This is a genomic window from Staphylococcus hsinchuensis (assembly GCF_038789205.1).
In the GTDB taxonomy this organism is placed as follows: domain Bacteria; phylum Bacillota; class Bacilli; order Staphylococcales; family Staphylococcaceae; genus Staphylococcus; species Staphylococcus hsinchuensis.
The window spans coordinates 1623993-1636455 of record NZ_CP128355.1; the positions used below are offsets into that span (position 1 = coordinate 1623993).

The 12463-nt window shown below is 34.3% G+C and carries 13 protein-coding genes; 10 read left to right on the forward strand and 3 right to left on the reverse strand.

Annotated features, from left to right (window positions below; translation table 11 throughout):
• Positions 1-158: 158 nt before the first annotated feature.
• Positions 159-674, reverse strand: coding sequence for a peptide-methionine (S)-S-oxide reductase MsrA (gene msrA, locus QQM35_RS08045; RefSeq protein ID WP_251516782.1), 516 nt, complete (start codon positions 672-674; stop codon positions 159-161).
• A 105-nt stretch (positions 675-779) separates the two neighbouring features.
• Here msrA and QQM35_RS08050 point away from each other — a divergent pair, with 105 nt between their 5' ends.
• Positions 780-1796, forward strand: coding sequence for an LCP family protein (locus QQM35_RS08050; protein WP_418128591.1), 1017 nt, complete (start codon positions 780-782; stop codon positions 1794-1796).
• Between the two features lie 68 nt (positions 1797-1864).
• Here the strand turns inward: QQM35_RS08050 and QQM35_RS08055 are convergent, their stop codons facing one another.
• Positions 1865-2053 carry a 2-hydroxymuconate tautomerase gene (locus tag QQM35_RS08055; protein WP_251516786.1) on the reverse strand — a complete coding sequence of 63 codons (189 nt, stop codon included), beginning with the start codon at positions 2051-2053 and terminating at the stop codon, positions 1865-1867.
• A 147-nt stretch (positions 2054-2200) separates the two neighbouring features.
• Here QQM35_RS08055 and QQM35_RS08060 point away from each other — a divergent pair, with 147 nt between their 5' ends.
• Complete coding sequence (locus QQM35_RS08060) at positions 2201-3463, forward strand: Y-family DNA polymerase (protein ID WP_251516789.1); 1263 nt, start codon at positions 2201-2203, stop codon at positions 3461-3463.
• A 94-nt stretch (positions 3464-3557) separates the two neighbouring features.
• Here QQM35_RS08060 and QQM35_RS08065 read toward each other — a convergent pair whose 3' ends face one another.
• Entirely contained in the window at positions 3558-4649 is a 1092-nt protein-coding gene (locus QQM35_RS08065; RefSeq protein WP_251516791.1) for a prephenate dehydrogenase, read from the reverse strand.
• A 291-nt stretch (positions 4650-4940) separates the two neighbouring features.
• On the opposite strand from QQM35_RS08065, the gene QQM35_RS08070 reads away from it, so the two are divergent.
• From QQM35_RS08070 to trpA, 8 genes are all read left to right on the forward strand, one after another.
• A complete protein-coding gene (locus tag QQM35_RS08070; protein ID WP_251516793.1) occupies positions 4941-5495 on the forward strand; it encodes an NAD(P)H-dependent oxidoreductase in 555 nt (184 codons plus the stop codon).
• 571 nt (positions 5496-6066) lie between these two features.
• On the forward strand, positions 6067-7473 hold the full coding sequence (locus QQM35_RS08075) for an anthranilate synthase component I (RefSeq protein WP_251516795.1): 1407 nt from the start codon (positions 6067-6069) through the stop codon (positions 7471-7473).
• On the forward strand, positions 7470-8063 hold the full coding sequence (locus tag QQM35_RS08080) for an anthranilate synthase component II (protein WP_251516797.1): 594 nt from the start codon (positions 7470-7472) through the stop codon (positions 8061-8063). The genes QQM35_RS08075 and QQM35_RS08080 overlap by 4 nt, the downstream gene beginning before the upstream one ends.
• Complete coding sequence (gene trpD / locus QQM35_RS08085; RefSeq protein ID WP_251519029.1) at positions 8041-9057, forward strand: anthranilate phosphoribosyltransferase; 1017 nt, start codon at positions 8041-8043, stop codon at positions 9055-9057. The genes QQM35_RS08080 and trpD overlap by 23 nt, the downstream gene beginning before the upstream one ends.
• Positions 9041-9823, forward strand: a complete 783-nt coding sequence (gene trpC / locus QQM35_RS08090) for an indole-3-glycerol phosphate synthase TrpC (RefSeq protein WP_251516799.1) — start codon at positions 9041-9043, stop codon at positions 9821-9823. The genes trpD and trpC overlap by 17 nt, the downstream gene beginning before the upstream one ends.
• A complete protein-coding gene (locus QQM35_RS08095) occupies positions 9820-10461 on the forward strand; it encodes a phosphoribosylanthranilate isomerase (protein WP_251516801.1) in 642 nt (213 codons plus the stop codon). Before trpC ends, QQM35_RS08095 begins: the two co-directional genes overlap by 4 nt.
• Positions 10451-11665, forward strand: a complete 1215-nt coding sequence (gene trpB, locus QQM35_RS08100) for a tryptophan synthase subunit beta (RefSeq protein WP_251519030.1) — start codon at positions 10451-10453, stop codon at positions 11663-11665. Before QQM35_RS08095 ends, trpB begins: the two co-directional genes overlap by 11 nt.
• A complete protein-coding gene (trpA, locus tag QQM35_RS08105) occupies positions 11658-12404 on the forward strand; it encodes a tryptophan synthase subunit alpha (RefSeq protein WP_251516803.1) in 747 nt (248 codons plus the stop codon). Before trpB ends, trpA begins: the two co-directional genes overlap by 8 nt.
• The last annotated feature ends 59 nt before the right edge of the window (positions 12405-12463 follow it).

Below are 12463 nucleotides of genomic sequence, written 5' to 3' on the forward strand. Positions count from 1 at the left end.
CTAATAGAAAACGCTTTCAATATCTGTAAAGTGAACATTGAAATAAATAAAAAACGTCTGAGACAAAAATAGATGTCTCAGACTCTTAGTCAATTAGGTGGGATTATGAAATCATTATTAAAAAATTCGATTTCAGTTCCACTCCTTTTTATGTCTTATTATTTATTCATTTTATTTGCGTATGCTTCACGTTGTTTTTGTTCTTCTGCATATCGTTCTGGGTTTTTCTTATAAAAATTTTGGTGTTCTGTTTCTGCTTTATAGAAACTTGTCGCAGGTAAGATTTTTGTGGCGATTGCTTTATCTTTATCGATAGTTTGTTTCATCTTCTCAATATAAGTTTCTGCAACTTCCTTTTGATCTTCATTCGTATAAAAAATTGCTGTTCTATATTGGGAGCCTCTGTCTTGATATTGGCCTTCTGAATCTGTCGGATCTATTACAGAAAAGAAAATTTCCAATAATTTATGGTAAGAAAATAGGGCCACATCGTATTCAACTTCAACTGTTTCTAAATGGCCAGTTTCACCCGTTTTGACTTGTTCATATGTAGGGTTGTCTACGTGTCCGCCCATATATCCTGAAGTCACTTGCTCTATGCCTTCAAATGTATCAAATGGTTTTACCATGCACCAGAAGCAACCACCTGCGAAATAGGCTTTATTTATATTCATGTTTAACTTCCTTTCATTATTGGACCTTAGTCTGATTTATTCAGTTTAGACTTGATTTTTATACAGTTTTTATATAAGTTAGTATATATTAATTATAGTACATACATGTGCAATTTTGAAGATATAAGGTTGATACAAGTGAAGAGACAAAAGAGAAACAACACAGATTATGCAAATCATGAAGACAATCTAGACCAATCAAACCGTCGTTCGACAAAGAGACGTATTAAGAAGTTTCCATTTATAATTTTGGGTATTTTAATCGTTTTTGCAATATTGATTGGTTATGTCATTCATGGATATAACTCTGGTATTAAATATGCGAAAGACCAGGGTAAAACAATGAAAGAACATAAATTTAATGGCCCAGTAAAAAATGACGGTAAATTAACCATTATGGTATTAGGGGCCGATAAAGAGCAAGGTGGCATTTCAAGAACGGATTCAATTATGATTGCTCAATATGATTACGTTCATAAAAAAATGAAAATCATGTCAGTCATGCGTGACATTTATGCAGATATTCCTGGTAAAGGAAAACATAAAATTAATTCTGCATATTCTATGGGCGGACCAGAATTATTAAGAAAAACTTTAAATAAAAACTTAGGTATAAATCCTGAATATTACGCTATTTTGGATTTTAAAGGTTTTGAAAAAATGGTAGACGAATTAGAACCTAATGGTGTACCTATGGATGTTGAAAAGGATATGTCTGAAAACATCGGTGTATCTCTGAAAAAAGGTCATCGTTTATTAAATGGTAAAGAGTTACTTGGTTACGCTAGATTCCGTCATGATGAAGAAGGAGACTTTGGAAGAGTTCGTAGACAACAACAAGTGATGCAGGCATTGAAACATGAACTTGTAAGTTTCAGTACTTTACCAAAATTACCAAAAGTAGCAGGTATATTAAGAGGATATATGAATACGAACATGCAAGATAAAACGTTGATGCAAACAGGATTGAGCTTCGGATTACGTGGGGATAAAAATATTAAATCTACTACGTTACCGGTTAAAGGTTCATACCATGATATTCAAACACCTGCTGATGGTAGTGCTTTACAAATTGATCAAGCTACCAATAAAAAGGAAGTCGAAAAGTTCTTAGAAGAATAAAAATGGGTAGCATTAAATCATTTATGAGCATAATTTAGAGGTTGGACACGATGTCCAACCTCTTTTTATTATGCTTCGTCTGACTTTCTGACACCGGCAACGCCATAATGTGTTGATTTCATTTCTTCTATTACAACTTGTATCGCTTGTTTGTTTGCTCCAGTCGTTTTTTCAACCGCTTGAGTAACTTCAGCTACTAAATCTTTTAATTGTTCGTCAGAACGGCCTTCTAATAATTTAACATTTACAATCGGCATGTTGTTTTCCTCCTTAATTATTTGATTATGATTATACCATTAATTTTTATAATATTACAAAAATTCAGAATAGAACAAGTGTTCTTATAGGTATTGAAAAAGAACAAGTGTTCGTATATAATTAAATCATCAAGGAGGTTTGCTGGGATGTATGATTATAATTTAGTGGAAGAAAGAGATATATTGTGTGTGGATCAGAAGAGTTTTTTTGCTAGCGTCTCTTGTATCGAGAAAGGATTAGACCCTAGAGAAGAGAAGTTAGCAGTCGTTGCAGATACAAAGAGACAAGGTTCAGTTGTATTAGCAGCTACGGCACCGTTAAAGAAACTAGGAATTAAAACAGGCTCTAGATTATTTGAAATCCCTCATAGAAATGACATTTATATTATTAATCCAAGTATGAGAAAGTATTTAGAAGTTTCAATCGCTATTTCTAAGATTGCATTACGTTATGTCCCTCCGGAAGATTTACATCAATACAGTATCGACGAGTTCTTTATAGATGTAACCGATAGTTATCATCGTTTTAGCACGACAATCCAATCATTTTGTAAGAAGCTTCAATTTGAAATAAAGGCAGAAACCGATATCGATTGTTCGATAGGGATTGGTTCGAATATGTTGCTAAGTAAAATTGCGATGGATGTAGAAGCGAAACATTCTCCAAGTATGATTGCAGAATGGCGTTACCATGATGTACCTCAAAAACTTTGGCCCATTCAACCGTTGAGTGAATTTTGGGGTATTAGTTCACGTACGGAAGCCAAATTAAATAAACGAGGTATTTTTACGGTAGGTGATTTAGCTAATTATCCTCATCAATATTTAAAGAGAGATTTTGGCATTATAGGTACAGATTTACATCTACATGCGAATGGAATAGACAAGAGTAAAATACGAGATAAATATGAAGTAGTAAATCCTTCCATTTGTAAAAGTCAGATTTTGATGAGAGATTACCGTTTTGAGGAAACAAAAGTGGTTATGAGAGAGTTAATTGAAGATGTGGCTAGTCGTGTAAGAGCTAGAAATCAATTAGCAAAAACGATCCATTTTTCATTTGGTTATAGTGATGATGGTGGGGTTAACAAACAATATACATTAGAAGATCCGACAAATTTAGATGAGAATATATTTAAAGTAATTGAACATTTTGCAGATAAGTTATGTGATAAGCAAGCGCTTTATAGAACAGTAAGTGTGTCATTAACGCAATTTATCGATGAGAAAGATCGTCAACTGAATTTATTTATTAATGAGTATGAACGAAAGAGAAAAGAACGGTTAGCGAAAACGATTGACGAGTTACATTCAAAATATGGTAAAGGCATTGTATCACGGGCGGTTTCATATACAGACGCAGGAACGAAGAATGGCCGTTTAGGACTAATGGCTGGCCATAAGATGTAATATAAACAATAACTACAATACAATCATGTATTTAAATAACCAGTAAATAAACATAAGGTTGTTTATTTACTGGTTATTATTGTGTATGCATGGGTTAAGCAATATACGTATCAAAGTCTTCTAAGGCAAGCGCACCTTTTTTACGGTCTTCAGGCGTTTTAAAACTAATACGCAAGGCGCCATAAATATCTTCACGTACTTCTAATATTCTTAAGTTGCTAATAGAAATATTATGTAAACTTAGAATGTTTGTAACTTTGCTAATCATACCCGGTTCATCGGGGATATCAACGTATAGATCATACTCTATAGATAAGGCACCTTGTGATTTAAGGGGAAGTTCATCCCGATAAAGTTTAGCTTCATTAAAGAAATCATGGAGCGCCGTTGGTTGGTCGCTCTCAATTAATTGTATGACTTCAGTCATTTGTGATTTCCATTCTTGTAACATAGATAAGATGATATGTTTATTTTCAAGGGTGATATCACGCCACATAATTGGATTACTACTAGCAATTCTAGTGATATCTCTAAAGCCTCCCGCTGCAAGTGTCTTAACTAAAGATGAATCTTTAACGTGATTGGCGTTTAGATGAACGAGACTCGACGCAATAATGTGAGGAACATGACTGACGATACTCGTTACAAAATCATGTTCATCCGCAGTTGTAGTAATAAATTTAGCTGCAGTAGATTGTAATAATTCTTTCACGACAGTAGAGGCCTCGTCATTGTCAGATTCGTTGTGCACAAGAATGTAGAAGGCATTCTCAAATAGGTGTTTTTTAGCGTTAAGTACGCCAGACTTATGGCTACCAGCCATAGGGTGCCCACCAATTAAATGAATGTTGTGTTGTAAAAGTGAGGTTTCAAATTGTTGAATTGTGGATTTCGTACTACCTGTATCAGTAACGATTAGACCACTTTTAGTTTGATAGTGCGGTAACGATTGTAAATATTGAACAGTTTGCTTAACAGGTGTTGCATATATAATCATATCTGCTTCTTGCACACTCATTTTATAGTCTGTAGAAATATGATCTATAATCCCAATGGATAAAGCTTTATCTAATTGTGTCGTATCTGCATCGTAGGCAGTAATAGAAATATCATCGTGATAGTATTTCAAATTGCTAGCTAAACTTCCGCCAATTAATCCTAAACCTACAAATAAAATGTTTTGCATTAACGATCACCTCTGTCTAATTTTTCAGAATATTTATATTGTAAATGAGCGATAGATAATTAGCAATAATAGTTTAATACATTTGTTAGAAGCAAAACGTGGAATGACGTTTTGAGATGTACAAAAAGTAGGTAAAACCTCTAAATAAATTAATTTTTAAAGTAGTTCAATTAAAAGCGTAGCGCAATAGTTACTAAAATGTGCCTATAGTACAAAAAAGTGCGTACTTCTCAAAAAGATACTATCAATTTATAATTTTAATACATAATAAAACACGAAGGTGGAAAGAAAATGAAAAATATATTAATCATTAATGGTCACGAATACTATAAAAAATCAAAAGGGCAGTTGAACCAAACAATTTTTGAAGAATGGGAAAGATTACTAAAAGATAAATTTAATGTTGAAACAACGATAGTAGATCAAGGATATGATGTAGATGAGGAAATTGAAAAATGGTTGCGTGCAGACATAATTATAATGCAGACACCAATATATTGGTTTAGTATACCTGGTAAGTTCAAGCAATATATCGATCAAGTATATATGGATCGCATATTCTTTAAAGGGTCAGATCAATATGGACAAGGTGGACAGTTTACTGATAAACAATATTTACTTTCATTAACATGGAATGCGCCAGAGGCCATTTTTGATAATAAAGAGGCATTTTATGACGGACGTTCTTTAGATGAGGCGATGTTACACTTACACAAAATGAATCAATATATTGGTATGACATCACTGCCAACATTTGCAATTTATAACGTCGTGAAACACACAAATATAGAACATTATAAAATAAAATTGGCAGGCCACGTAAAAGAAGTTTTTGACAGAATGTAACCATGGAGATAGAATTTATACACAAGGTATAGATATTGAAATATTTAGAAAAATAAGAATTCATTGTTGACAAAAGAGAATGTTGCTTGTACTATACTAGTTAATTACTACTTCAGAAATTGAAGTTAAATGTTGAAAGTATGAGTAGCGTATATGTTGAGTAGTTAATCAGAAAGCTAATGGTTGATGGAAATTAGCACTGCATATATCGTGAATTGGGCTTTTAAACGTCACTATAAATAGAGCAATTGAAAGTGAACATGAAGAATGTTAACTAAGGTGGCACCACGGTAACGCGTCCTTATAGTACGTGTTATTGTGGTGCTTTTTATTTGGAAATTTTTAAAGAAAACAAAATGTAGTAAGTTATGTAAACGTAGTCTCAGAAAGTTAGTGGTTGATGTAAACTAACACGCACATATACTGAAATTGGGTTTTGTTGGATCATAATTTTATAAAATGATTTGAGTGAGTAGAGTTTAATATTCTGCTAATTTAGGTGGTACCACGCAACAGCGTCTTTTATTTTAAGGATGCTGTTTTTTTAATTTTCAAAAGGGAGGCAAATCAGATGTTGATACAATATAAAAAATTGCACGCCGAAGTTACACCTGAAGCGCTAGCAAGACTTAAAAAACATAAAATCATATTAGAAAGTTCGGAACAATCTAAATTGAAGGGCCGTTATTCTATGGTGATATTTGATACGTATGGTTCTATCACGTTAGATGACGAAACATTGACGATTGAAAAGAACGAAAAACAAATCGTAGAAAATGACCAACCGTATGACAAATTAAAACAGTTTATTGATCGTTATAAAGTTAATATTCAAGAAGAGTCGCTCGCAGATTTACCATTTATTTCTGGGTTTGTGGGTACGTGTAGCTTTGACTTAGTGAGACATGAATTTCCAAAGTTAAAGCAACACCCCCTTGAAGATCATCAGCAACACGATGTGCGCTTACACATGGTCGAGGATGTTTACGCATTTGATCATTATAAAGAACACCTATATGTGATTGCGACCAATTTATTTTCAAATCAAAATGAAGCACAGTTGAAAGCTAGAATTGATCGTCGAGTTGAAGAATTAAAAGAAATTAACATTTATCCGCCAACAATAAATTATGAAAATAACGATAAACAAATTAAGTCTAATATTACGCCAGAACAATTTGAAACAACGGTTAGAAATATGAAATCACTCATTAGACAAGGGGACATGTTCCAAGTAGTCCCATCAATCATTTATAGTTATGAACATCACTTTGGAAGTAAATTACAACAGTTGTCATATCAACTCTATCAAAATTTAAAACGACAAAATCCTAGTCCTTATATGTATTACTTGAATATAGATCAACCTATTATTGTAGGAAGTTCGCCTGAGAGCTTTGTAAAAGTTAAAGATCAGAAAGTCGTAACCAACCCAATCGCTGGAACAATTAAAAGAGGGCAAACTGAAGAAGAAGATTATGCTAATGAACAACAACTTAAAAATGATGAAAAAGAAATAAGCGAACATCGTATGTTAGTGGATTTAGGAAGAAACGATATTCATAGAATTAGTCTTACAGGGACTTCAAAGTTAGAAAAGTTAATGGCAATTGAGCGTTACGAACATGTCATGCATATCGTTAGTGAAGTAAGTGGTAAAGTTCCTGATAATTATTCTCCTATGTCGGTCATTGCAAGTTTATTACCAACTGGCACAGTGTCAGGCGCACCGAAACTGAGAGCAATTCAACGTATTTACGAAAACTACCCTCATAAACGTGGTGTTTATAGTGGGGGAATAGGCTATATCAATTGTAATCATGAGTTAGATTTCGCCTTAGCAATACGTACAATGATGATAGATGAGCACAATATCAATGTTCAAGCAGGTTGTGGCGTAGTGTATGATTCAGTCCCAGAGAAAGAATTCCAAGAAACCCAACTTAAAGCTAAAAGTCTTTTGGAGGTGTCCCCATGATACTCATCGTCGATAACTATGATTCGTTTACTTATAATTTAGTTGATATGGTTGCGCAACAAACAGAGGTTATAGTGAAGTATCCTGATGACCCTAAAGTTTTTGACTATCAAAATGAGATTGACGGCATTATTATTTCGCCTGGTCCAGGTCATCCGTTAGATACCAATCTCTTGATGAGAATTATTGAACACTATCAACATAAACCAATATTAGGAGTATGCCTAGGTTCCCAAGCTTTATCATGTTTTTATGGTGGGGAAGTCATACAAGGTGAAAATATAAAACACGGTAAAACAGATCGAATGAAGATTGTAAAAAGAACGCAACTATACGAAAATATTACAGAATATTCAGAAATTATGAGGTATCATTCATTAATTACTGATCCTAAATCATTACCAACATCTTTAATCGTGACGGCAGAAACGCCAGATTGTATACAAGGCTTACAACACAAGATGAAACCGCACTTTGGTATTCAATATCATCCAGAATCATTTGCAACTGAACATGGCACTCAAATCATTATCAATTTCTTAAAAATAACCCAAGAGGTGAAACATGATGCGACTTCAAGAACAAATTAATCAACATGAACCGTTGAATCAACAACAAATGAATCAATTTATTACCTTTTTACTAGATGAAACAGCAAAGGAAGAGACAAAAAAGCAGTTATTGTCTACGTTCTCAAATAAAGAAATTACCCAAAATGAATTAACTTATATCGCAAACAGTTTAATTCAGACAATGTATGAACAACAACCTCAGTTTCCTAATAGTATTTGTGTGTGTGGTACAGGAGGAGATAAATCGCATAGTTTCAATATTTCAACAACGGTATCTTTCGTAGTTGCAAGTGCGGGTGTTCCTGTTATTAAACATGGTAATAAGAGCATAACTTCCGCTTCAGGGAGTACCGATTTGTTAAAAGCGATGAACATCAAAACGACCTCGGTTGAAAAAACGATAGAACAAGTGAGAGAGAAAGGATTAGCATTTTTAAGTGCGACTGAAACATATCCTGTGATGAAACATATTCAACCTATACGAAAAGGCATCGATAAACCAACTATCTTTAATATTACAGGCCCGATGATTAATCCGTTCCAGTTAGATTATCAAGTTATGGGCGTGTATGAACCTTCAAAGTTAGAAAAAATCACTCGAACGCTTTCAGACTTAGGTAGAAGACGGGCAATCGTATTGCATGGTGCCAATGGTATGGATGAAGCCACTCTATCAGGAGATAATATTATCTATGAACTAACATCTGATGGACAAATCCAACATTATACGCTTAACGCACAAGATTTAGGATTTGACTATGCACCGAATAGCGATCTCGTTGGAGGCTCGGCTCATGATAATCTATCAATCACTAAACGTATTCTTAATGGTGAAGAACAAAGTGCAAAACGAGATGTCGTCGTGTTAAACGCAGGTATCGCTTTGTACGTAGCTGAACAAACTGACTCGATTCAACAAGGCGTACATTTAGCTAGTAAATTAATAAATGATGGAGCAGCATTAGCACAATATAACAAAATGGGAGGACATCAATATGACTATATTGGATGAAATTGTAGCTTATAAAAGAGATTTATTAGCACAAGGATATTACGAAGATAAATTAAAAACTTTAACAGCCGTTGACGTTTCACATAAACAAACATTAAACGACCAAATAAAGTCTTCAAAAGAATTAGCCATCATTGCTGAAATAAAATCTAAAAGTCCATCTATTGATAGATTACCTGAAAGAAATTTAATACAACAGGTTAAGCAATATGAACAATATGGTGCGAATGCAGTTTCAATACTTACAGATGAACAGTATTTTGAAGGTAGTTTTGAAAGGTTACAAGAGTTAACTATCGAGACGAATTTACCGGTGTTATGTAAAGATTTTATAGTTGAAAAAATACAAATTGATGTTGCACGCAAGGCTGGCGCATCAATTATATTACTCATCGTAAACGTATTAAATGATGAAGAATTACAGGAACTTTATCATTACGCACGATCTTTAAACTTAGAAGTGTTAGTTGAAGTGCATGATAAAGCAGAACTTAAGAGAGCACATCAACTTGGTGCTGAATTAATCGGTATTAATAATAGGGATTTAAAACGTTTTGTTACTGATGTATTGCATACAAACGAAATTTTAGAAGATTATCAACCCAATGTGAATTATATTTCAGAAAGTGGAGTCCGTAACCGAAGTGATGTTGAAAATATTGTAGCATCAGGTATAAGCGGAATGTTAATAGGGGAATCATTGATGACTTGCGATGACTTGAGTCAATTTTTACCAAGTTTAAAATTAGAGAAGGTCCAACGATGAAATTAAAATTTTGTGGATTTCGTACGTTGGAAGATGTTGCTAAAGTTAGAGATTTAAATATTGACGCAATTGGGTTTATACATTATCCCAAAAGTAAAAGATATGTCGACGTTCCGACAATCAAACAGTTTACGGATATAATTCCAAAGCATATAGAAAAGGTTGTGGTAGTCGTTAATCCTAATTTTGATACAATTTCAAACCTTATCGAATCGACTTCATTAACGGCTATACAATTACACGGTTCAGAAAGTATAGAATTCATTCAACAAATAAAACGACTTTTTCCGCACATTAAATTAATTAAAGCACTGCCCGCTTCAGACAAAGATGCTTTATCAAACGCGATTGAATATTATCGCACTGATATCGACCTATTTATTATAGATACACCTTCAGAAAGTTATGGTGGTACAGGTAAAGTTTATAATTGGGAAATATTGCAAGGACTCACAGGAATTGAATTTTTGATTGCAGGCGGAATTGATCTTGAAAATATTAACAAAATAGAGCAATTAGAATTAGCGCATAGTGGATACGACATTGCGAGTGGAATCGAAAGTGAAGATGTTAAAGATATAAATAAGATGAAAGACATTATTTTAAAAGTAAAGGAGAAAAAATATGATGCAACGTAATATTCAAACGCAAGCAGATGAATTTGGTTTTTTCGGTGAATACGGGGGACAATTTGTACCAGAAACGTTAATGCCAGCAATTCAAGAACTGAAACAAGCCTATAACAAAGCGAAAGAAGACCCACAAATTAAAGAAGAATTAACGTATTATTTAAAAGAATATGTAGGGCGAGAAACACCGTTAACGTATGCGAAATCTTATACGGAAACATTAGGTGGGGCAAAAATTTATTTGAAAAGAGAAGATTTAAACCATACTGGCGCGCATAAAATCAACAACGCATTAGGACAAGCTTTACTTGCAAAACGCATGGGCAAGAAGAAACTCGTAGCAGAAACTGGTGCAGGCCAGCACGGGGTTGCGAGTGCAACTGTTGCCGCGTTATTTGATATGGAACTCGTTGTATTTATGGGTGAAGAAGATATTAAACGACAATCGCTAAACGTATTTAGAATGGAATTGTTAGGTGCGACAGTTAAATCAGTAACTGAAGGGCAAGGCACGTTGTCAGATGCTGTAAATAAAGCACTACAATACTGGGTGAGTCACGTAGATGATACGCATTACTTGTTAGGTTCTGCGCTTGGACCTGATCCATTTCCAACAATGGTACGAGACTTTCAAAGTGTCATCGGAGAAGAAATCAAAGGTCAAATACAAGATAAAGAAGGGCGTTTACCTGATGCAATCGTTGCTTGTGTAGGTGGAGGATCCAATGCGATAGGCACGTTTTATCCATTTATAAAAGACGACGTTAAATTATATGGTGTAGAAGCTGCTGGTAAAGGTGTAAAAACGGATCGTCATGCATTAGCAATCACGCAAGGCAAAGTCGGGGTGCTACATGGGACTAAAATGTATTTGTTACAAAATGAAGATGGTCAAATTCAATTAGCACATTCAATTTCAGCAGGGTTAGATTACCCAGGGGTTGGTCCTGAACATTCGTATTATCATGATATTGGAAGAGTAGATTATGTGACGGCGAGTGATAATCAAGCAATGGAAGCACTTGTACGATTTACTAAAGCAGAAGGTATTATACCAGCTATTGAAAGTGCGCATGCTTTAAGTTACGTTGAGGAGCTTGCACCTCGAATGAGCGAAGATGAAATTATTGTAGTAACTGTATCTGGTCGTGGAGATAAAGATATGGATACAATCCGTGCATATATGAATAAAGGTGGTGAAGGCGATGCGTAAACTATTTATACCATACATTATGGGAAATACGTCATTTATTGATAATTTAAAGACATTAAATGAAGTTGGAGCCGATATTGTGGAAATCGGTGTGCCTTTCTCGGACCCGGTAGCTGATGGACCGGTAATTATGGATGCTGGGGCTAAAGCAATAGAAGAAGGTGTGAATGTACAGTATATTATCGATCAATTAGAAAAACATCAAGAAGAAATTACGAGTAACTATGTGCTAATGACCTATTACAACATCATTCAACATTATGGCGAAACTGAATTTTTCAACGCATGTGCGCAAGCTGGTATTTATGGTGTAATCATTCCAGATTTACCACATGAACTCATACAACAATTGAAGAAACGTCATCCAAATCGTACTGTAAATATCATTTCTTTAATTGCGATGACTACTTCTGAATCACGAATTGAACAAATTGCGAAAGACGCTGAAGGGTTCATGTATACAGTGACGATGAATGCAACTACGGGTGAAAATGGTAAATTCCATCCAGATTTAAAGCGTACGATTCAACACATTCAAACATTAACAGATATACCAGTAGTAGCTGGTTTCGGCATTCGTAACTCGTTACATGTTACTGATATTGTGAGTGTAGCAGATGGTGTCGTTATGGGGAGTGAAATTGTCAAACGCTTTGAAAATGATAATGTGGAAACAACTATACAATTTCTAAAATCTATTCGACAAGCGTTAGATAAACCTCTAGATCAAAATGAATAACATATAAATAATACGGGTAAAGTATCATTAGAATCTTTGAAGAGAAATTAGCATCATGC

Bases quoted from the DNA above. Each gene is read 5' to 3' on its own strand.
- msrA (WP_251516782.1), bottom strand. From the start codon at position 674: ATGAATATAAATAAAGCCTATTTCGCAGGTGGTTGCTTCTGGTGCATG.
- QQM35_RS08055 (WP_251516786.1), bottom strand. From the start codon at position 2,053: ATGCCGATTGTAAATGTTAAATTATTAGAAGGCCGTTCTGACGAACAA.
- QQM35_RS08080 (WP_251516797.1), top strand. From the start codon at position 7,470: ATGATACTCATCGTCGATAACTATGATTCGTTTACTTATAATTTAGTT.
- QQM35_RS08075 (WP_251516795.1), top strand. From the start codon at position 6,067: ATGTTGATACAATATAAAAAATTGCACGCCGAAGTTACACCTGAAGCG.
- QQM35_RS08095 (WP_251516801.1), top strand. From the start codon at position 9,820: ATGAAATTAAAATTTTGTGGATTTCGTACGTTGGAAGATGTTGCTAAA.
- QQM35_RS08060 (WP_251516789.1), top strand. From the start codon at position 2,201: ATGTATGATTATAATTTAGTGGAAGAAAGAGATATATTGTGTGTGGAT.
- QQM35_RS08065 (WP_251516791.1), bottom strand. From the start codon at position 4,649: ATGCAAAACATTTTATTTGTAGGTTTAGGATTAATTGGCGGAAGTTTA.
- QQM35_RS08050 (WP_418128591.1), top strand. From the start codon at position 780: ATGTGCAATTTTGAAGATATAAGGTTGATACAAGTGAAGAGACAAAAG.
- trpA (WP_251516803.1), top strand. From the start codon at position 11,658: ATGCGTAAACTATTTATACCATACATTATGGGAAATACGTCATTTATT.
- trpD (WP_251519029.1), top strand. From the start codon at position 8,041: ATGCGACTTCAAGAACAAATTAATCAACATGAACCGTTGAATCAACAA.
- QQM35_RS08070 (WP_251516793.1), top strand. From the start codon at position 4,941: ATGAAAAATATATTAATCATTAATGGTCACGAATACTATAAAAAATCA.
- trpB (WP_251519030.1), top strand. From the start codon at position 10,451: ATGCAACGTAATATTCAAACGCAAGCAGATGAATTTGGTTTTTTCGGT.
- trpC (WP_251516799.1), top strand. From the start codon at position 9,041: ATGACTATATTGGATGAAATTGTAGCTTATAAAAGAGATTTATTAGCA.